Source organism: Nonomuraea sp. MTCD27 (genome assembly GCF_041950495.1).
Taxonomy (GTDB): Bacteria; Actinomycetota; Actinomycetes; order Streptosporangiales; family Streptosporangiaceae; genus Nonomuraea.
In genome coordinates, this window is the sequence record NZ_JBGNUW010000031.1 from 13,442 (window position 1) to 33,403 (window position 19,962).

At 71.1% G+C, this 19,962-nt stretch carries 16 protein-coding genes and 3 pseudogenes; 9 read left to right on the forward strand and 10 right to left on the reverse strand.

Annotated features, from left to right (window positions below):
* Positions 1–17: 17 nt before the first annotated feature.
* Positions 18–1,214, reverse strand: coding sequence for a HupE/UreJ family protein (locus tag ACBJ59_RS54715; protein ID WP_375117921.1), 1,197 nt, complete (start codon positions 1,212–1,214; stop codon positions 18–20).
* A 176-nt stretch (positions 1,215–1,390) separates the two neighbouring features.
* Between ACBJ59_RS54715 and ACBJ59_RS54720 the strand changes: the two genes are divergently transcribed.
* Together ACBJ59_RS54720 and ACBJ59_RS54725 are read left to right on the forward strand one after the other, a co-directional pair.
* Positions 1,391–2,065 (forward strand): hypothetical protein, encoded by a 675-nt coding sequence (locus tag ACBJ59_RS54720; RefSeq protein WP_375117922.1) that lies wholly within the window; start codon positions 1,391–1,393, stop codon positions 2,063–2,065.
* A gap of 308 nt (positions 2,066–2,373) precedes the next feature.
* Entirely contained in the window at positions 2,374–4,203 is a 1,830-nt protein-coding gene (locus ACBJ59_RS54725) for a BTAD domain-containing putative transcriptional regulator (RefSeq protein ID WP_375117923.1), read from the forward strand.
* A 4-nt stretch (positions 4,204–4,207) separates the two neighbouring features.
* On the opposite strand, the gene ACBJ59_RS54730 is transcribed toward ACBJ59_RS54725, so the two are convergent.
* Both ACBJ59_RS54730 and ACBJ59_RS54735 read right to left on the reverse strand, forming a co-directional pair.
* On the reverse strand, positions 4,208–6,160 hold the full coding sequence (locus ACBJ59_RS54730) for an FG-GAP-like repeat-containing protein (protein ID WP_375117924.1): 1,953 nt from the start codon (positions 6,158–6,160) through the stop codon (positions 4,208–4,210).
* Between the two features lie 407 nt (positions 6,161–6,567).
* Positions 6,568–6,723, reverse strand: a pseudogene (locus ACBJ59_RS54735) (CPCC family cysteine-rich protein); the annotation flags it as partial.
* A 389-nt stretch (positions 6,724–7,112) separates the two neighbouring features.
* Between ACBJ59_RS54735 and ACBJ59_RS54740 the strand changes: the two are divergent.
* The 3 genes and pseudogenes from ACBJ59_RS54740 to ACBJ59_RS54750 all read left to right on the forward strand — a co-directional run.
* A pseudogene (locus ACBJ59_RS54740) lies at positions 7,113–7,295 on the forward strand (nuclear transport factor 2 family protein); the annotation flags it as partial.
* Positions 7,296–7,486: 191 nt separating this feature from the next.
* Complete coding sequence (locus ACBJ59_RS54745; RefSeq protein WP_375118011.1) at positions 7,487–7,996, forward strand: TIGR03086 family metal-binding protein; 510 nt, start codon at positions 7,487–7,489, stop codon at positions 7,994–7,996.
* Between the two features lie 469 nt (positions 7,997–8,465).
* Entirely contained in the window at positions 8,466–8,879 is a 414-nt protein-coding gene (locus ACBJ59_RS54750) for an ATP-binding protein (protein WP_375117925.1), read from the forward strand.
* Between the two features lie 27 nt (positions 8,880–8,906).
* On the opposite strand, the gene ACBJ59_RS54755 is transcribed toward ACBJ59_RS54750, so the two are convergent.
* On the reverse strand, positions 8,907–9,683 hold the full coding sequence (locus ACBJ59_RS54755; RefSeq protein ID WP_375117926.1) for an ANTAR domain-containing protein: 777 nt from the start codon (positions 9,681–9,683) through the stop codon (positions 8,907–8,909).
* A gap of 116 nt (positions 9,684–9,799) precedes the next feature.
* The gene (locus tag ACBJ59_RS54760; RefSeq protein WP_375117927.1) at positions 9,800–10,519 is read right to left on the reverse strand and encodes a GAF and ANTAR domain-containing protein; all 720 of its coding nucleotides are present in this window, start codon (positions 10,517–10,519) and stop codon (positions 9,800–9,802) included.
* A 302-nt stretch (positions 10,520–10,821) separates the two neighbouring features.
* Between ACBJ59_RS54760 and ACBJ59_RS54765 the strand changes: the two genes are divergently transcribed.
* The gene (locus tag ACBJ59_RS54765) at positions 10,822–11,418 is read left to right on the forward strand and encodes a DUF6230 family protein (protein ID WP_375117928.1); all 597 of its coding nucleotides are present in this window, start codon (positions 10,822–10,824) and stop codon (positions 11,416–11,418) included.
* Between the two features lie 66 nt (positions 11,419–11,484).
* Positions 11,485–11,793, forward strand: a pseudogene (locus ACBJ59_RS54770) (DUF6114 domain-containing protein); the annotation flags it as partial.
* Positions 11,794–12,046: 253 nt separating this feature from the next.
* On the opposite strand, the gene ACBJ59_RS54775 reads toward ACBJ59_RS54770, so the two are convergent.
* The 3 genes from ACBJ59_RS54775 to ACBJ59_RS54785 are packed head-to-tail and all read right to left on the reverse strand — an operon-like array spanning position 12,047 to position 14,913.
* Positions 12,047–12,646: a TetR/AcrR family transcriptional regulator gene (locus ACBJ59_RS54775; RefSeq protein WP_375117929.1), complete on the reverse strand. Its 600-nt coding sequence runs from the start codon at positions 12,644–12,646 to the stop codon at positions 12,047–12,049.
* Positions 12,647–12,669: 23 nt separating this feature from the next.
* A complete protein-coding gene (locus ACBJ59_RS54780) occupies positions 12,670–13,086 on the reverse strand; it encodes a DUF1269 domain-containing protein (RefSeq protein ID WP_375117930.1) in 417 nt (138 codons plus the stop codon).
* Between the two features lie 24 nt (positions 13,087–13,110).
* Entirely contained in the window at positions 13,111–14,913 is a 1,803-nt protein-coding gene (locus ACBJ59_RS54785; RefSeq protein WP_375117931.1) for an alkyl/aryl-sulfatase, read from the reverse strand.
* Positions 14,914–15,300: 387 nt separating this feature from the next.
* Here ACBJ59_RS54785 and ACBJ59_RS54790 point away from each other — a divergent pair, with 387 nt between their 5' ends.
* Positions 15,301–16,920: a SulP family inorganic anion transporter gene (locus ACBJ59_RS54790; protein WP_375117932.1), complete on the forward strand. Its 1,620-nt coding sequence runs from the start codon at positions 15,301–15,303 to the stop codon at positions 16,918–16,920.
* On the forward strand, positions 16,913–17,587 hold the full coding sequence (locus tag ACBJ59_RS54795; RefSeq protein WP_375117933.1) for a GAP family protein: 675 nt from the start codon (positions 16,913–16,915) through the stop codon (positions 17,585–17,587). Before ACBJ59_RS54790 ends, ACBJ59_RS54795 begins: the two co-directional genes overlap by 8 nt.
* Before the next feature lie 43 nt (positions 17,588–17,630).
* On the opposite strand, the gene ACBJ59_RS54800 is transcribed toward ACBJ59_RS54795, so the two are convergent.
* Both ACBJ59_RS54800 and ACBJ59_RS54805 read right to left on the reverse strand, forming a co-directional pair.
* The gene (locus ACBJ59_RS54800; protein WP_375117934.1) at positions 17,631–18,500 is read right to left on the reverse strand and encodes an aldehyde dehydrogenase family protein; all 870 of its coding nucleotides are present in this window, start codon (positions 18,498–18,500) and stop codon (positions 17,631–17,633) included.
* Between the two features lie 29 nt (positions 18,501–18,529).
* The gene (locus tag ACBJ59_RS54805; RefSeq protein ID WP_375117935.1) at positions 18,530–19,960 is read right to left on the reverse strand and encodes an aldehyde dehydrogenase family protein; all 1,431 of its coding nucleotides are present in this window, start codon (positions 19,958–19,960) and stop codon (positions 18,530–18,532) included.
* Positions 19,961–19,962 lie beyond the last annotated feature (2 nt).

Below are 19,962 nucleotides of genomic sequence, written 5' to 3' on the forward strand. Positions count from 1 at the left end.
CGGAAGATGTGATGCATTCAGCCGCCGAAGATCCGCTGCACGAACCACACGAGGCCCATCACGGTCACTCCCGCCGCGATCGCCCCGGTCGTCCACAGGCCCGCGACCGGCCGCCGGTGGCGCAGCACGGCGAGCAGCGGGAAGACGACGACGATGATCGCCAGCTGGACGGCCTCGATGCCTACGTTGAACACCAGCAGCGACCACAGCAGCGTCCACGACAGGGGCTGGTCGATCCCCAGGGCCGCGGCGAAGCCGAGACCGTGCACGAGGCCGAAGCAGAAGACCACCGCGAGCCGCGCCCGGCCCGCGCGATCCAGGCCGGTCTGCCCCAGGTCCGTGGCGTGCGATCGCCGCCGCCGGAGCCGCCACAGATGCCAGCCCGCGACGACCGCGATCGACAGGGCGATGACCGGCTCCACGAACGACGCGGGAACGTGCACGAGGCCGAGGGCGGCGAGGATGAAGGTCACCGAGTGGGCCAGCGTGAAGGTCGTCGCCGCCAGCACGATCTCGCGCAGCCGGCGTGATCCCGCGATGAGCGCCAGCAGGAACAGGATGTGGTCGAGCCCGGTGAGCAGGTGCTCGGCCCCGAGCCGGAAGAACTCCCAGAACCGCTCGGCCCACGACTGTTGCGTGGAGAACGACGGCCGCTCGGCGTCGAGGGCGGCGCTGCCGGAGGTCAGGTCGAGATCGTAGGTGACCACCGTCTTGGTGTCGCGCACGTATTCCTCGGAGTCCGGGAACAGCCCGCTGCGTACCTCGTGCGCCTCGGCGGAGTCCGGGCACCGCTGGTCGAGGACCAGCAGCGCGTACGGCACGCCGTCGCGTTGCTCGATCGTGAACCCGCCCTCCCGGACCGGGGTGCACGCCCGGCCCTCGGCCGTGACGGCGAAGCGCTCGGTCACGTACGCGACGACCGAGTCGGCGTGGGCGTCGAGCGCCGCCGCCTGCTCCGCCGCGTCGCCGGACTCGAACGCCGCGGTGCCCGCCCGGAAGAGCGGATCGTCCTTCCGGGCGTCCGCGGCCGAGACGACGAGCAGGTCGTACTCCAGCCCGAGCGCGGAGCGGACGTGCCCGGTCCGGGCCGAGGTGAGGTCCACGTACACGGTCGAGGTGAACCCGTGGGCAAGGGCGGGGACGGCACTGAGCAGGACGGCCACGGCGACGGCGGCGACGACGGCACAGACACGACGCCGAGCGGCGTGGAACATGTGACTCCTCTACGGTTAACGACCGCAATCTGCTCGGCCCAGATGAACGAACGTCAACTCGTGCGCGAATCATCGATGAACCACGTCGGGCGAAAATAACTCCCATCTCTGAACATAGGTCGCAATGAGGTAGGAAATAGACGCACTTTCCCGTCACCTCGGAGGAACGATCCCCCATGCGCTTTCGGCTTCTGCCCGCCGGCCCGCTGGCCGTGGCAGTCGCGACGGCCGTCCTGGTCAGCGGATGCTCCCCGGGTGACGACTGGTCCCGGCCGCACGACAAGCCCACGGCCGTCGGCACCCTCGGCCCCGGGTTCCACGACCCCGCCACCCCGCCCTCGCCGGAGGCCACGATCACGCCACGGCCCCGCTCGTGGGACGGGGTCCACCCGTCGGAGGGTTACCGCGTGGTGCTGCTCACCGCCGGGAAGGACGCCCAGACCAGGACGCTGGTGACCGCCGTGACGGAGTGGGCGCGGGCGGAGGACGTCAGCCTCAAGACGGTCACGGCCGCGGCGCCGGCGGAGTACGTCGCGCGCATCAGCGACGCCATCGACCTGGCGCCCGACCTCGTCATCAGCGCCGGCAACGACCTCGTCGACCCCCTGGCGCTGGTCTCCGCCAACCACCTCGACCAGCAGTTCCTCGTGATCGGCGCCGAACTGGCCGAGCCCACGGCGAACGTCACCGCCGCCGACTGGACCGGCGCGTCGTTCCGCGGCGAGGGGCTGGGCATGTCCTCGGCGTACGATCCGGCCACCTTCACCCCCGAGCGCGCCGGGCGGGCCGTCCGGGCCGGGGTCTCGGCCGTGCTCCACGGCCTGACCGGGATCGTGATCTGGCTCGACTGACTTCTCCTGGTTCGTACTGACCGGTCAGGCGGGAAGCGCGGACCGGAAGCGCGGACCGGAAGCGCCCCGTTGTAGGGCGTTCACCCGACACCGGCGCGCCCCGCACCCTCGTAAGGTGACGACCAGAGGTCGGGGGCGGCGTCATCGAGGGCCGGGGCCATGCTCCGGCGGGGGTGCCGGGATCGTTCGTGCCCTGCGTCGGGGTCACCGGGCAGGAGAGCCGACGGCACGGACCGGTTGTTCCTGCGTCTACCAGCGGCTGTCTCCTTCCGTTCGCGTCGGTCATCCGAGAGGACAGAAAGAGCCTGATGGGACTGGAGATCAAATTCCTGGGGCCATGGGAGGCCACGGCGAACGGCGAGCCGGTGAAGGTGGCCGGTGAGCGGCGGCTCGGGGTCCTGACCAGGCTGGCGTTGAGCGCCGGGCAGCCCGTTCTCAACGAGGAACTCCTCACCCAGGTATGGAGCCAGAGCACAGCGACGACGGCCGACAAACAACTGCACATCGTGGTGTCGAAGCTGCGCAGCCTGCTCTCGCCGCACCAGGACGACGACATCATCGCGACCGTTTCCGGCGGCTACCAGCTGAATCTCGCGTGCGAGCGCATCGACGCCCACCTGTTCACGCTCCTGGCCCACCAGGCGCGTGCCGCCCGGGCCCAGGGCGAGATCACGCGGGCGGACGCGCTCTTCCAGCGGGCGCTGGCCCTGTGGCGGGGCAGGGCGCTGGCCGACCTGACCGCCTCATGGGCCCAGGTCGAGGCCGCGCGCCTGGACGAGGAGCGGCTGGCCGTGCTGGAGGACCATGTCGACCTCCGCCTGTCGGCCGGCGACCATCACGCGGTGGTGCCGGTGCTCACGGCGCACGCCGAGGCCCACCCGCTGCGCGAACGCCCCCGCGCGCAGCTGATGCTGGCGCTGTACCGGGCCTCCCGGTCGTCCGAAGCCCTCGCGGTGTACCAGGAGACGCGCCGCACCATGGTCGACGAACTGGGCATCGAACCGGGAACGGGGTTACGCCGGCTGCAGCAGGCGGTGCTCCGCCGGGACCCCGTGCTCGATCTCCCCTCCCCGGCCCAGCGAACGACGCTCACCAGGCCCGTCATCCCGGCCGAGCTCCCCGCCGGCATCCGGGCGTTCACCGCGCGCACCGCCGAAGTCGCCTGGGTGCGCAGGGCGCTCACCGACACCGTACGCGGATCGCCGGCCATCGCCGCGATCCACGGCGCCGGCGGGGTCGGCAAGTCCGCGCTGGCCGTCCACGCCGCGCACGCCGTGGCCGGCGACTTCGCCGACGGCGTCCTGCACGTCGATCTGCGCGCCGCCACCGCCGGCCGCCGGCCGCTGTCGCCGGTCGAGGCCCTGCGCCGGCTGCTGCGCTCGCTCGGGCTCGACGCCACCGCCCTACCGTCCACCCTGGACGAGGCCGCCGCCCGCTACCGCTCCCTCACCTCGGCGCGCAACCTGCTGGTCATCCTCGACGACGCGCTGGACCCGGGCCAGGTCCGGCCGCTCATCCCCGCCGGACCCGAGTGCGCGGTCATCGTCACCAGCCGCCGCATCATGGCCGCACCCGACCTGCCGAGCCACCTGCACCTGGGCGGCCTCGGCCACGCCGAGGCGGCCGCGCTGTTCGCCCGCCTCGCGGATCCGGGCCGCCTCCGCGCCGAGCCGGAAGCGGCGCACCGGATCGTCCGGCGGTGTGGCGGCCTTCCCCTGGCGCTCCGCATCGCGGCGGCACACCTGGCCGCACGGCCCGGCCGTACGCTGTCCCGTCTGGCCGACCAGCTCGCCGACCCCAGCCGCCGCCTCGATGCCCTCGAACACGCCGACCTGTCGATGCGGGACACCATCGCGGTCGGCCTCCAGCACCTTCCCGAGGAGCCCGCGGGCCACGACGCCGCCCACGCGTTCTTCCTGCTCGGCCTCCAGGAAACCCCGGTCCACACGGCGGCCGCCCTGTCCGCGCTCGCCGGCTGGCCGGAACGCCGCGCGGAAGCGGCGCTCAACCAGCTCCTGGACGTCCGCCTGCTCGAAGCCACCGGCCCCGGCCGCTACCGGATGCACGACCTGATCCGCCTCTACGCCCGCGAGCAGGCCGCCCGTCACATGCCCGAGCCCGCTCCCACCAGCACCTGACCCCTCAGAAGGAGGATTTCCAGCCGGGCCCGACCGCGATGGCGGAGCCGAACCTGTTGCCGCCCTTGCCGTTCCAGACGTACAGGGTGCCGGTCTCGCTGTGCACGGCGCCGATGTCGGTGTTGCCGTCCTGGTTGACGTCGCCGAGCGACATCAGCGTGCCCGCGTACGGCGCCCAGCCGGGGCCGAGCTCGGCGGCGCCGGTGAAGTTGTTGGCGCCCCTGCCGTTCCACACGTGCAGCGTGTTGCCGTCCTTCCTGACCGCCAGCAGGTCGCCGATGCCGTCACCGTTGAAGTCGCCGGCGACCGGCCGGCTGAAGGCGGCCCAGCCGCCCCCGACCGCGGTGCCGGGGCCGAACTTGTTGCCGCCCCTGCCGTTCCAGTAGGAGAAGACGCCGGTCTCGCTGTGCACGGCGCCGATGTCGGTGCTGCCGTCCTGGTTGATGTCGCCGAGCGACATCAGCGTGCCCGCGTACGGCGTCCAGCCGGGCCCGAGCTCGACGGGAGCGGTGAAGTTGTTGGCGCCCTTGCCGTTCCACACGTGCAACGTGCCGCTGTCCTTCCCGGCCGCCATCAGGTCGGTGAGCCCGTCACCGTTGAAGTCGCCGGCGACCGGCCGGCTGAAGGCGCTCCAGCCGGAGTCGACCGCGGTGCCGGGGCCGAACTTGTTGCCGCCTTCGCCGTTCCAGATGGTCAGCGTTCCGGTGGCGGTCGAGAAGAGGTCGCCCACGCCGTCGGCGTCGAAGTCCGGCATGGCGGACGTGCCCATCCCGGCGTACTGCGGGTTCTGCGCGTGGGTGAGGGTCTCCCAGCCCAGGAAGTGCGACACCCCGACGGGGCGGCTCTGCTCGACCCACTTCTCGGCGTACGGGACGTCGTCGTACCCGAGCCGGTGGTGCAGCGCGTTGAAGCCGACCTCGAAGTGCTTCCCGAGGTCGAGGGTGACCTTGCCGCCGCACAGCCACGACGGCACCGTCCCGCCCAGTTGCAGGCGGGCGTGCAGGTCCATCGCGAAGCGCAGCCGGTGCTTGGCCGTGGCGTACAGGTCCACGCCCTGGTGACCGGCCGTCTCGGCGACGTGGGAGATGGCCGCCAGGCCCCATCCGGTGTGCCAGAAGTCACGGCACGTCTCCTGGGTCAGGCCGTCCACGAACTTCGTCTGCCCGTGCCAGTAGTCGACGATCTCGGCTCTGGTGTCGTACTTGCTGCCCGGAGGCGCCTTGGGCACCGCGCCGTCCGTCGCGAGGTAGATGTAGGCGGGCAGCCTGCCGCGCCAGATCGCGACCGCCCGGTCGAACGAGGCGCGGTCGTCCAGGTGCACGGCGATGCCGATGGCGGCATCGGTCATGATCAGTTCCCAGTTGCCGTTGTTGTTCGGCCGCCCGGCGATCACGGTCGGGAGGTACACCGTACGCAGCTTGCCGGCGAACCGGCCGGCCCCCGCCCAGCCGGTGTAGGTGTGCTTGATGAGCTCGGCGGCGCGCGAGAAGTTGGCGCCCGCCCATCCGGTCTGCAGCGGCGCGTTGTCCCCGGTGTGCTTGGTGATCACGGCCGACCAGGCGTCCATGATCTGGATCGCCTTCTCCGCGTAGCGGGCGTCCTTGGTGAGGTACCACTGCAGGGCATGCGTGTAGGCCGCCATGGCGTCCTTGCGCTCGTCCGAGCAGCCGTGGTCGGGATTCGACACCGGGCCGCACTCGACGACGGAGCGGGGCTTGGCCACGTAGGACAGGGAGGCGTAGGAACTGCTCCGCATGGAGTTCCAGGCCGACTTCCACGGCTCGTTGCCGAGGTTGACCCTGACGAAGTCAAGCTGAGCCCGGCTGACCAGGACGCCAGGATGCTTGAACCCGGCGGCCTGCGCGGCCTTCGCGGGCTGAGCGGCCTGCGCGGCCTGCGGTACGGACAGGGCGGCGGCCACGAGCATGGTGGCGGTGAGAGGGCGAGCGAGACGCACGGACTTCCTTCCAAAGCTGCGGACGCCCATTCCGCCAGCCGCCCGCTCACCCGTCAAGGAATCGGTGCCGCGAACCCCGCCTCGACATACCCTCCGCATACCGCCCTCACCGGAACCCGGGGGATGCAGCCCCCGCGCCCCCGCTCTCCGACGTCCCGCGTCGTGCCGGCCACGCTCCGATGCCATGGAGAAGGTTGTCGATGATTTCCTGGGCGGCGGTGATGCGCTGTGCGACTTCGGTGATCCCGCTCAGGTGCCCCTCGGCGATGGCTCCGGAACCCGAAGCCGTACGGCACCCACCTTCAGGTCCTGCCGTCGGAAGTACGGGCAGGTCGTACGGCTTCCGTAACGTAGAACGCCGGTTCCGACGTCTGGGGTGACCAGCCTCCGTTCGTGACCGCTTGCCGTCACAGCTCCAGCGGCGGTAGTCCCCGCAAATCGCGGTAGCGTCGCCGTGCTGCCGTCAAGCTATCCGACCCGTTGGGGCCGCCCAGGACGACATCGGCGTTGTGATCATCCTGTCCGTCGTCCTCCCAATCGCATTCCTCGCAGTACCCGAAACCGCCGCGGTACCGAAGGGTGGGGTGGAATCAGCACGGACACGTGTACGGCTGATCGCGTGGCGGCAGCCGGAGGAAGGTTCCGCCCTGTGTCGCCATCACGGACAAGACCCATCGCTTGCGCTCGCGTATCTCTTCGATGCTGGGGTGGCTCATATCCGTCACGATGCCGTACGGCTCCGGCATCCGCATCCCGGCCGGCAACGCTGTACCCCGCCTCCTGCGTCGTGCCCGCCCGAAGTGGAAATCCCGCCGTATCCGATGAGTCGGCGTGACGGGCCGGATCTGTCGGGGTGAACGGTCGCGCCGCGACCACGCATCAGGAGAAACCCATGGATCCTCGCACCACCGTCGAGCCCTATTACCGCGCCTGGCAAGACCGGGCCGGCGACATGAGCCAGGTGCCGCTGGCCGACGACTTCGCCTTCACCGGACCCGTCGCGAGTTTCGCCGGCAGTGCCGGCTATCGCGCCATGGCCCTCCAGGCCGGCGCCGCGGTCCGCGACTTCCGCGTGCGTCACCAGTTCACCGACGGCGACCTGGTCTGCTCCATCATCGACTGGGAGATGGACCCGCTGCCCGGCACCCTGACCGCCGCCGAACTGCTGCGTGTCCGCGACGGCGAGATCGTCTCCGGCGAGCTGATCCACGACGCCGAAGACCTGCGCCGCGCGATGACCGCCGCCCAGCCGCCCGGCATCACTGACCTGCTGGAACGCAGCCACGCCCAGGTCACTCAGGTGCTCGGCCGGATCAGCGCGTCGGGCTGGACGGCGGCGGTACGTGCGAGAAATGGACCGTCCGCCAGACCGCCAACCACCTGGCGGGCGCCCTGCTGCTGCTCGCCCGCTTCGCCGAGGGCGAGCAGGTGGAGCCCCAGGAACTCGACGCCCAGCGTCAGGCCGACACCGACCACCTCGGCACCGATCCCGCCGCCTCGTTCCGCGCGATCGCCGACCGGTCGGTGGCGGCCTTCGCCGCGCCCGGCACTCTGGAACGCCGGTACGCCTTCATGGGCACCACCGTGCCCGGCGCCGTGCTGGCCTCGATCAGCCTGTACGAATCGCTGATCCACGGCTGGGACATCGCCACCGGTGCCCACCTCCCCTACGCCGCCGATGACGACGTTGTGCGGGCAGCGTGGCAGTACGCCGAAACCGGTGTCGGCGACGCCCACCGGCGCGCCGGCCAGTTCGCCGAGGCGATCCCCGTCCTGCCCACGGCCTCGTTGTTCGTCCGGCTGCTGGCCCATGTGGGACGGCACGCCCGGCCCTGACGTCCGCGGCAGCCGCCCGCCGCATCGCGGCGGGCGGCACGCACCGGCCCGCGCCCGCGCCGTGCAGGCAACGGCAGGACAGCTCCGTCTTTCTCCCCGGCCCAGCAAACCAGCGTTGGCGGTGGGTTGACGACCCCGGCCAGGGGCATGGTGAAGGGCAAGCACTGGCTGCCCCAGACCCCGGCGGTTCCGTTCCGTTGCGAAGGACCGTGATAGCGGTGGCCGGCCGACGACCGTTCAGGGGTTCAGCGGCTGAGACAGCCCTGGAGACTGACCGCGGCACGGCGGTCGGAAGACACCCATCGCTCCTGTCCGCGGGCACCGCATCCGGGCGAGCGAACACCACGCCCGAAGGCGAACCGATCGGTCGGCCTGCGCGCATGTGGCGCATCCGGGTGGCCGTGTCGGCACGGACCGGCCCGCGGCTGATCACCGGCGACCTCCTGGCCGCGAGCGGAGGGCCGGGCCGATGACCGGCTTCCTGAACGGTGACCGGCGCCCGTTGCTGGCGTGTCAGTTCGGCCACGCCGAGTTGCCCCGGCTGCGGCACGCGGTGGCCACTCAGGCGGCCCGGGCCGGACTGACCGGTATGCGCTGGGACGATTTCGTCCTGGCGGTGCACGAGGCGGCGGTCAACGCGGTCGACCATGGGGGCGGCGCGGGCGAGCTGCGGCTGTGGCGGAGCGGGACGATGTTGTGCTGCCAGATCAGCGACGACGGGCCGGGGGCCGTACCGGGCAGGCTGAACGGGGCCGCGCTGCCCCGGCTGAACGGCATCGGCGGGCGTGGGCTGTGGCTGATCCGCCAGCTGTCCGACGAGGTCACCTTCACCAGCGGCACGGACGGCACCATGTTGTCGATCGCCTTCCGTCTGCCGGGCTGATCCCGCCCGCACCGGGTCCGGGCGGGATCAGCCACCGGTCGAGGGTGTGGCGGGCCCGGGGCCCGGCCGCTCCGGCGGGACGTCGCTGGTGCGTGCCACCACCTCGCGGGCCAACTCGGTGAGGTTCTGGTTCTGGCTGCGGGCGTGCCGGCGCAGCAGGCCGAAAGCCTCCTCGACGGGCAGGGCATGCCGTTCGCCGAGCATGCCCTTGGCCTGCTCGATGACCACCCGGCTGCTCAGCGCGTGCTGCAGTTGCTCGACGAGTACCTGGCTCTCGCGAAGGGCGCGTTCCTGGAGCAGCCCGATGGTGGCGATGTCGGCCATCGCCTGGGCCAGCGCGGCCGTGACGCCGTCCAGCTCGCCGGGTTCGGAGCGGAACAGGTTCATCGCGCCGATGACCTGATCGCGCAGCCGCATCGGCAGCGCGCTGACCGCGTGAAAGCCCGCCTCGTGAGCCTGCTGGGCGAACCGCGGCCACGAGGAGGTGGCCGGGGTGCCGCTCAGGTCTGGACAGTGCACCGGCCGGCCGGAGCGGAAGCAGTCCAGGCAGGGCCCTCGGTCGCTTTGCAGCTGGAACAGCTCCAGCAGCCGGGTCTGCTCGCTGGAGGCGCCCACCAGTTGCAGGCTGCCGTGCTGGTCGGTGATCAGCAGGCCGGCGGCGTCCACCCCGAGCAGCTCGACGCACTGCTCGGTCAGGCCGTGCATGAAGTCGATGAGGTCGAACCCGGTCACCAGCGTGTCAGCCAGCGCTACGAACGCCTCGGCCAGCCGGCGTTCCGGCTCGCGGGACGGGGGAGTGTCCACCTTCGGCAGCCTACGCCCGCTCGTCGCCCGTGGGCAGGGCTCAGCCATAGTGCCGGGTCAGGGCCGCGTGGGATGGCCGGTCAGGGCTCTGGGGCGAGAGCGCCGGCCGGCCGGAGTCAGCCTTCTTGCCCGGAGAACCGCAGCGTGTGCGCGAGCACCTGCCGTGCCACCCGGGTCAGCGGCTCGTCGGCGGCCAGCGCGTAGGCGCGCAGCCGGACCAGCGCCTCCTCCACCGTGCAGTCGGCCTGCACCGCCACGACCCCGCTGGCCTGGTGGATCTCCGGCCCCAGGGCCAGCGTCCGCGCCGGCAGTGACTCGCCTGCCGCATTGACCGTGACCAGGTTCAGCAACAGCAGCAGCGCCGCGTCGGCGAAGTGCCGGGCCGTCCGCTGCTCGGCCTCCTCCAGCATCCGCGGCCGGTCCTGGCACAGCACCAGCACGCCCACGCTGTCCGGGCCGGCCAGCAGCGGGAAGGCGAACACCGCCCGCACCCGCGCCGTCTGGGTCAGCGCGGTGAACAGCGGCCAGTGCGCCTGCGCCTCCTGTGTGCGCAGATCGGCCACCAGCACCGGCTCGCGATCGTTGACCGCGTCCACGCAAGGCCCGTCCCCGCTGGTCAGCTCCGCCTCCAGCAGGTCACGCCCCAACCGGCCGACCGCGTGCACCGGTGCCAGCCGCATCCCGGGAACGCCACTGACCACCGACAGCCCGGCCCCGCTCACCTCCAGCGAATCGGCGCACGCCACGCACACGTCGCCGACCGAGACCGGCTCCTGCTGGGCCGCCGCCGCTGTTCCGATCAACGCCCAGACGCGCAGCACATGTTCATCGTCCACCTGCCATGACCGCCCGCCCCGCGTCCGAAGGACACGTAGCCTTCACCGTACGCCGGGAAGCACTCGGCACCGCCACCAGCCGGGGTGTCGTTCATCGAGGCGCAGGTGCAGTATCCGGCGCCCACAGGCGGTCTTTCTGGTCTTCGGCAAGATTGTCCAGCCGCGAGCCATAAGTGGTGCGACGCCCGGCGCGTACGTCGACAAACTCGGTAGACGTCACGCATGCTCGCAACAGCCCGGCATGTCACTCTCCGTAGCAGAACGCCGGGTTGATCCTGAACAACGTGATGTGGAGCGGAATCATGGCCGAGCAGGGACGCGTGCGATGGAAGCGCTTCGCCTTGATCCTCGCCCCTGTCGCGGCGATGACGTCGCTGCTGGTCGGCGCCACGGCCCAGGGGGTCATCGGCGCCACGTTCGTGGTCTCCGCCAACGGCTTCAAATTGTTCGCCGGTGAGCTGCGCGGTCAGGGCTTCACCTTGGCCACCGACGTGGACCGGACCAGGAAGGGCCGGCTGATCCCCGTCATCGTGGCCGGCGTGCGGCGGGCCTCGGTCAGCGAGTTGTGTTCGAGCGCGCTGGTGAAGACACCGGTGGGCACGGTGACGCTCCGGCTGACCGGCGGCCAGGGCGGCAACGAGGTCACCATCGACGATCTGGTGATCGATGTGTCGATAGGACAGACCGCGGCCTCCATCCGCGACCTCGAGCTGGGCCGGGACGCCAGCACCCTGGACGAGGTTCCCGACGGCAGGGGGCCGGCCGGCACCTTCGGCGGCCAGGCCAGAGTGGTCACCCTGCGCAACGTCAGGCTGGGCGCCAGGGCTGTCACGGCCGCCACGTTCAGCCTGCCGGACCTCGGCCTCAAGCTGTCGCGCGGCGAGCACGAGTGCTACTGAGGCGGAGCCGGCCCCGGCCCGGCGGAGAGCGGGCGGGCACGGTGCGAGACGAAAGGGCGCAAGATCATGAAGTCGTGGCGGCGTTCCCGGCCGTTCTGGGGCGGGCTGTTCATCGTGGCGGCGGGGCTGGAGCTGCTCTCCGTCCCGCTCGCCGTCAACGCACTGCCCGTGGCCGTCATGTTCGGCACGGTCGGAGCGAGCTACCTGATCGCCCTGGTCATGGTGATCGCGGGGGTGCTCGTCTGGCTCCAGCCCGGTCAGCGGGTGTTCCTCGGACTGATCGCCGTGCTGCTGTCCATGGCCTCCTTCATCTACTCCAACCTGGGCGGCTTCCTGATCGGCATGATCCTGGGCCTGCTGGGCGGCATGCTGACCATGGCCTGGACCCCTGACAACCGGCCCGCCAACCGCCTCGACACCGTCACCGTGCGGAGCGTGCTCGCCGCCGCTCGAACGTTCCCGTCGCGGATGAGCGCGCCGCGCTGGGCGGCGGCCGTCTCTCTGGGGCGGCACCGCCGGCGGCTGATGTCGAAGAGGCGATCCTGCGCCGGGACCGACCCTCGTCCGTGGAGGCGGGTCCCGCGAAGCTGCGAGAGCCCGCCGGGTAGGGGCGCCGGACCACCCGCTGTCAGCCGTTCGGCTCGAACATCCGGTCCACGAGCAGGTGCAGGTGTGCACGGAACCGCCGCAGCGCCGCGGCGTTGCGCGGGCCCTCGACCCGCCCGTTCCGGGCGAGCACGCCGCCGACGACGAAGCCGCGGATGCACCAGACCAGGGTCCACAATGCCCCGTCGAGGTCGACGTGGGGGTCGACGAGGTCCTGAAGCTCGTCGATGACGCGGTCGATCAGCGGCTTGAGGTAGAGGGCCTCCACCCCGGTGACGTCGGCGGCGTCCGACAACCATCGGTGTATCCACAGCTCGGGGACCTCGGGGTGATCCAGGCAGAAGTTCAGCTGGTGATCCGCGAGCAGGTGGACGCCTGCCCGGTCGTGGGTGAACTCGGCGAACGCCGTATCGTGACAGGCCTTCAAGCTCAGGTATGTCCGCTCCATCACCGCGAGGTAGATGTCGCGCTTGTCACCCACGAGATCGGTGACGGTGCCGACGTCGAGCCCGGCCGCGTCGGCGATCATGTGGAACGGGGTCGCGTCATACCCGAGAGAGGCGAACAGACGAGTAGCCGTCTCGATGACGTGCTCCTGCGTATCTGACTGGGAGCCATGCATGCGACTGCTTCCTGGCAGAGCCTTCAAGATGTGCGGGTCCTGGTGGCGGCCTGGGCGGTGGCGCGTAGCTGCTCTTCCTCCTCGTGGCTGAGTGTGGTCTGGATGATGTGGCCGCCGTACTCGGCGATCTGCGGGATGACCTTGTCCGGGGTGCTCTGCACGACCAGCAGGAACAGGGCGGCGGTGCCGGGTTCGAGCTTCGTGGCCAACTGGCGCATGAAGTCGTCGTCCACGCCGGCGTCGGACAGCGCCCCGCCGGCCGCGCCCATGCCCACCATGCTGGTCGACTGGTGCAGCTTGATCTTGCCGGCCTGCTCGCGTTCGACGACGGCGGCGTCCTCCAGCGTGATGAGGTTCTCCTTCTGCATCTGTGCCAGGCGGTCGCGTACGGACATGGCCGTACGGACGTCGGGGTAGGCGATGGCGATCAGGTGACTCATGGACGGTGCCTCCTTGCGGTGCGGTCAGGGTGTGACGATGGGGAAGTCCGGCGTGGGCTCCTCCAGGACGGCGGTCAGCCGTCGCAGGACGTCCATGTCGCCGTCGTGGTCGATGCCGTCGGCGCCGGCTCCGTCGACCAGGCCGAGCAGGCGCTGTTTGGTCAGCCGTAGCGTCAGGTCGGCGCCGTCGCCGGGTGGCGTGCTCTGGTGGATCAGAACGCCGTTGGACATGGTGGTGCGGTGGTGTTCGTCCAGGTCGGTGAGGTGCCAGTCGATGGCGAACCGCTCGTTCCAGGCGTCCGGTCCGTGGACGCGGATGGCGAGGGAGTCGAAGATCTGCTCCGCGGTGAGCGCGCTGAGCACGTCGGGAGAGGTGGTGCTGGTCGTGCCGGGTGAGGGCCGGCCGGTCAGCTCGGTGGCGGCGGTGAGGTAGAAGTTGCGCCAGGTGGCGTTCTCGGCACCGTGGCCCATCCGCGTGTAGACCTGGGCCAGGAGCCTGCGGGCCATGGAGTCGCCCTCGTCGGCGAAGACCGCGTGGTTGAGCAGGGTGGCCGCGAAGCGCAGGTCGCCTTCCTTGACGTAGCGGTCGGCCAGCGCGACCACGGCGGACGTGCCGCCGAGGCATTCGACGTAGCGGCGCGCCTGCTGGACGGGCGGATGCTCCCACAGGTGGGCGGGGTTGCCGTCGAACCAGCCGAGGTAGCGCTGGTAGACGGCCTTGACGTTGTGGCTGACCGAGCCGTAGTAGCCGTGGGTGTGCCACGCCTGTTCCAGGGCGGGCGGCATCTGCATGGCTTCGGCGATCTCGTTGCCGGTCATGCCGCGGTTCAGCATGCGTACGGTCTGGTCGTGCAGGTAGGCGTACATGTCGCGCTGCTGGGTCAGGAAGGTGACGATGTCGCCGGTGCCCCAGGTGGGCCAGTGGTGGGAGGCGAAGGCCACGTCCGCGCGGTCGGCGAACAGCGCGATGGCCTCGGTGAGGTAGCGGGCCCAGACGCGCGTGTCGCGGACCAGCGCGCCGCGCAGGGTGAGCACGTTGTGCAGGTTGTGGGTGGCGTTCTCGGCCATGCACAGGGCGCGGTGGTCGGGGAAGAGGAAGTTCATCTCCGCCGGCGCCTCGGTGCCGGGAGTGAGCTGGAAGACGATGCGTACGCCGTCGACCGTCTCCTCCTGGCCGGTCCGGGTGATGTCGACGGTGGGCGGGATGAGGGAGGCGGTCCCGGCCGAGGTGCCCATGCCCAGGCCGCAGCCGAGCTGGCCTTCGGGGGAGTGGGGCAGGAGCTGGCCGTACATGTACAGGGCCCGGCGGTTCATGGCGGTGCCGGCGTAGACGTTCTCGGAGACGGCGTGCTCCATGAAGTGGGCCGGGGCGATGATCGGGATGTCCGTCCCGTCGGTGACGCCTCGGGCGCCGCCGAAGTGGTCGGCGTGGGAGTGGGTGTAGATCAGGCCGGTGACCGGGCGGTCTCCCCGGTGGTCGCGGTAGAGCCGCAGCGCGGCGGCGGCGCACTCGGTGGAGATGAGCGGGTCGATGACGATGACGCCGCGTTCGCCTTCGACGAGGGTCATGTTGGACAGGTCGAGGCCGCGTACCTGGTAGATGCCGTCCGTCACCTCGAACAACCCCTGCTTGGCGCAGAGCTGCGCCTGGCGCCACAGGCTCGGGTGCGCGGTCTCCGGGCAGTCGCCCTGGAGGAAATCGTAGGAATCGTTGTCCCACACGACCCTGCCGTCGGCCGCCTTGATCACCGCGGGTGTCAATTTCGCGATGAAGCCGCGCTCGGCGTTGTCGAAGTCGGCCCGATCGTGAAAGGGAAGGTCTGCCATAGGACGGTCGTGCCCGTAGCAGCCTTCAGCAAGGGCAACGAAAGCCTCAAGAAATCACATGTCGGGCGTGAGGCTATGACGTGGACGCTTCCCATTCGCGGCAGGCCACGAGGGGGTGGTGGCGGTACATGATCCCGATGACCTGCCCGCTCGCCCTGAGGTGGACCTCCTGCCCCGCCGGGCCGCATGCGCACTGAGGGGATTCCTCATGCCTCACGCTGTCGTCAACGGGGCGCACATGAACGATCTTGTGCATCGAACTACTCCAGAGCGAGGGGAAGCCGGCATCACTCTATCCGCATGTACACGCCTGACCTCCGCTCGCCGGTGCCGAGCATCATCCCTGCTCAAAGGGGGTAAGCCGGTCTCAACGGGGGGAGTGGTGCCGTGACCTGGTTCGCCGCGGGCATGCGAGGCCCGCTGAGCCGGCCCCGGGAGATCACGGCGGGCGTCACGCTGGCGGCGCTGGCGATCCCGCTCAACATCGGTTACGCGCAGATCGCCGGGCTGCCGCCGATCGTCGGCCTGTACACCTCCATCGTGCCGATGCTGGTGTTCGCACTGCTCTGTTCCTCCCGCCAGCTCGTCGCCAGCCCGGACGCGCCCATCGCCGCGCTCATCGCCTCCCTGCTGGTGGCGATCGGCACCCGCCCCGGCAGCCCGCAGTACGTCGAGCTGGCCTACGCCCAAGCGCTCGTCTGCGCGGTCGTGTTCCTGCTGTTCTACGCCTTCAAGCTGGGCTTCCTGGCCGACTTCCTGTCCGAGCCCGTCCTGGTCGGCTTCATCGCCGGACTGGCCGTCGAGATCCTCACCAGCCAGGTCGAGAAGATCCTCGGCATCCACGCCACCGCCGACCGGTTCTTCCCGGAACTGTGGGAGATCATCACCAAGATCCCGCACGCACACCTGTGGAGCATCGTCGTCGGCGTCGCGACCATGCTGGTGATCGTCGCGCTGCGCAGGCTCGCCCCCGCGCTACCGGGCCCGCTGATCGCGCTCGTCGCCGCCACCGCGGTCGTCGCCTGGGCCGGGCTCGACCAGCGCGGCGTGTCGGTGCTCGGCCACGTCCCCTCCGGGCTGCCGGTCCCGCACTGGCCGTCGATCACGCTCGGCCAGTGGGCCGCGCTCATCCCCGGTGCCATCGCCATCTGCGCCGTCACCCTGGCCGACGGCCTGCTCACCGCCCGCCGCTACGCCGAACAGCACGGGTACGCCCTCGACGCCAATCAGGAGCTGCGCGCCTTCGGCCTGGCCAACATCGCCGCCGGGCTCACCCAGTCGATGACCATCGGCTCCAGCGCTTCGCGTACCGCGGCCATGGACGCCGCCGGCTCCCGCTCGCAGATCCCCAGCGCCGTCTGCGCGATCGTGGTCGCCGTCCTGGTCGCGTTCTTCTCCGGAGTGCTGGCCTACCTGCCGAACACGGCCCTGGCCGGCATCGTCGCGGTCGCCGTCATCCGGCTCATCGACGTGCGCAAGCTGGCCGAGCTGTGGCGGTTGCGCCGCTCGGAGTTCTGGATCGCCGTGGTGTGCCTGCTCGGCGTGCCCGTGCTCGGCTCGCTCACCGCCGTCGTCATCGCCTTCCTGCTGTCGGCGGTGGACGTCGTACGGCGGGCCTCCCGCCCCAGCACCGCCACCCTGCGACCGGGCGAACACGGCCGCTACGTCACAGGCCCGGCCGAAGGCCCGCTCGCCGTCTACCGCTTCGAGAGCCAGCTCTTCTTCGCCAACGCCGGCACCTTCAAGGCCGAGGTCGCCCGCCTGGCCGACCACGGAGCCCGATGGATCGTCCTGGACGCCGAGGCCATCGCCGACGTCGACACCACCGGCGCCCAGGCCCTCCGCGAAACCGCCGACGTGCTCCGCGAACGCGGCGTCACCTTCGCCGTCGCCCGCGCCACCACCCCCCTGCGCCACCTGCTGACCCACTACGGCCTGACCGAGCTCACCTACTACGACTCCAACGAGGCGGCAGCCGCCGCCTACCGGGAGAGTGACCATGGGTAAGGCGTTCGCCGACATGTTGCCCTACACCCTGGGCCTGATCGTCTCACCGTTCCCGGTCGTGGCCGTCATCGCCCTGCTGATCAGTGCGAACGGCCGCGCCAAGGCCCTGCTGTTCGAGGCCACCTGGCTGGTCATCAGCTGGGTCGTGCTGCTCGTCCTCATCGCCCTGCTGGGCGCCGCCGGCGCCACGGGACACGCCAGGCCCACCTGGGTCGCCTGGCTCGCCCTGATCGTCGGCGTACTCCTGCTCATGCTGGCCATCGCCGGCATCCGCAGGACCGCCCGCCGCAAGGAGGGCAAGGCCCCCGAGGTGCCCCGCTGGATCGCCGCCATGGACACCATGACCACCCCCAAGATCATCGGCGTGGCGGCGCTGCTCATCGTGGCCAACCCGGTCAACCTGGCCTCCCTGGCCGGCGGCGCCATCGCCGCCGCCCACGAGCCCCTGCCCCTCGGCCGGCAACTGGTCCTGGCCGCCGTGTTCGTCGCCATCGGCAGCATCGGCGTGCTCGCCCCCTATGCCACCGCGCTCAGCGGCGGCGGCGAACAGCGACTCCAGCGCATGCGCGGCTGGCTGATCCAGCACAACGGCGCCCTCACGCTGCTCCTGATCCTGATCTTCGGCATGCTGTTCCTCGCCAAGGGCCTGCGCGGGCTGCTGTCCTAGGGTGCGTCTCCTGCTTCCGGCCGGCTCTCGACGTTCCCGCGGCTCACCGGCCGATGGGGTGCCAGACCGTCTTGACCTCCAGGAACGGCCTGATGCGGGACAGGCCGGGATCGGGGTCGGTCCAGTCGTCGCCGGTGGGCCGCAGGACCCGCTTGAGCGTGGTCGCCGCCAGGGCCTCCAGCTCGGCCGCGAGCTCTCCCGCGCCCGCCAGGTCCAGGGCGTTCACGTCGGCGTGCCCGGCCAGCGGCGGGGCGAGCTCCGACAGGCGACCGGTCAGGACGTTCGCCACACCCGCCGGCAGGTCCGAGGTGGCCAGCGCCTCGGCCAGCGTGACCGCGGGCAGCGGGGCGCGTTCGCTCGCCACCAGCACCGCCGTGTTGCCGGCGGCGATCACGGGCGCGAGCACCGAGACCAGCCCGAGCAGCGAGGAGCCGGCCGGGGCGAGAACGCCCACGACGCCCGTCGGCTCGGGCTCGGAAAGGTTGAAGTACGGCCCCGACACGGCGTTGGCCCCGCCCAGCACCTGACCGATCTTGTCGGCCCACCCGGCGTAGTAGACCCAGCGGTCGACGGCCGCCGAGACCACGGCCTGCGCCCGGCCCCGGCCCAGCCCGTCCGCCGCGGCGACCTCGTCGGCGAACTGGTCCCGCCGCCCCTCCATCATCTCGGCGATCCGGTAGAGGATCTGGCCGCGGTTGTAGGCGGTGCGGCCCGACCAGCCGGGGAAGGCCTTGCGCGCCGCCACCACGGCGTCGCGCACGTCCTTGCGCGAGGCGAGGGCGGCGTTGGCGAGATGGTCTCCTGCCGGGGACGTCACGGGATAGGACCTGCCTGATTCCGAGCGCGGGAACGCGCCGCCGACATAGAGCTTGTACGTCCTGCGCACAGCGACGCGCGGGGAAATGTCAGCCAAGGTACGCCTCCAGCGTCACCGTGATCCGCTCAGACATCGAGATACGCCTCCAACCCGAGCAGCCCGCCCTCGCGGCCGTACCCGGACTCCTTGTAGCCGCCGAACGGGCTGGCGGGATCGAACACGTTGAAGGTGTTGGACCACACCACGCCGGCGCGCAGCCGGCTCGCGGTCCAGAGCATCAGGGAGCCCTTCTCCGTCCACACCCCCGCGGACAGCCCGTACGGCGTGTTGTTGGCCTTGGCCACGGCCTCCTCCGGGGTGCGGAAGGTGAGCACCGACAGCACGGGACCGAAGATCTCCTCGCGGGCGATCCGGTGCGCCTGCGTGACGCCGGTGAACACGGTGGGCGGGAACCAGTAGCCGCGCTCCGGCAGCGGGCACGGCGGTGACCAGCCCGTGGCGCCCTCCGCCTCCCCGGCGGCGGCCAGCTCGCGGATCCTGGCGAGCTGTGCCGCGGAGTTGATGGCGCCGATGTCGGTGTTCTTGTCCAGCGGGTCGCCCAGGCGCAGCCGTTCGATGCGGGCGCGCAGCCGGGCCAGCAGCTCGTCCGCGATCGACTCCTGGACCAGCAGCCGCGAGCCCGCGCAGCACACGTGGCCCTGGTTGAAGAAGATCCCGCTGACGACGCCCTCGACGGCCTGGTCGATCGCCGCGTCGTCGTAGACGATGTTGGCGCCCTTGCCGCCCAGCTCCAGGGTGAGCCGCTTGCCCGTGCCGGCGACGGCGCGGGCGATCTCCTTGCCGACCTCGGTGGAGCCGGTGAAGGCCACCTTGTCGGCACCGGGGTGGGCGACCACGGCCCGGCCGGTGTCGCCGGCCCCGGTGACGATGTTCACCACGCCCGGCGGCAGCTCGGCCTCCTGGCAGATCTCGGCGAAGGCGAGGGCGGTCAGCGGGGTGGTCTCGGCGGGTTTGAGCACGACGGTGTTCCCGGTGGCCAGCGCCGGCGCGACCTTCCACGCGAGCATCAGCAGCGGGAAGTTCCACGGGATGACCTGCGCGGCCACGCCCAGGGGCCGGGTGCCGAGCCCCGCGTGCGCCAGCTTGTCGGCCCAGCCGGCGTAGTAGAAGAAGTGGGCGGCGACCAGCGGCAGGTCGACGTCCCTGGTCTCCTTGATCGGCTTGCCGTTGTCCAGCGACTCCAGCACCGCCAGCTCGCGGGCGCGTTCCTGGATGATGCGCGCGATCCTGAACAGGTACTTGCCGCGCTCGGCGCCCGGCAGGGGCGACCACACCCGCTCGAAGGCCCGCCGCGCCGCGGCGAAGGCGCGCTCCACGTCGGCGTCGCCGGCGGCGGCCACCTCGGCCAGCGGCTCCTCGTCGGCCGGGTTGACGGTGACGATGCGCTCGCCGCTCTTGGCCGCCACGAAGTCGCCGTCGATGAACAGGTCGTACGACGGCCGGATGGCCACGACGGATCGTGATTCCGGCGCCGGCGCGTACTCGAAGGTCTCCACGC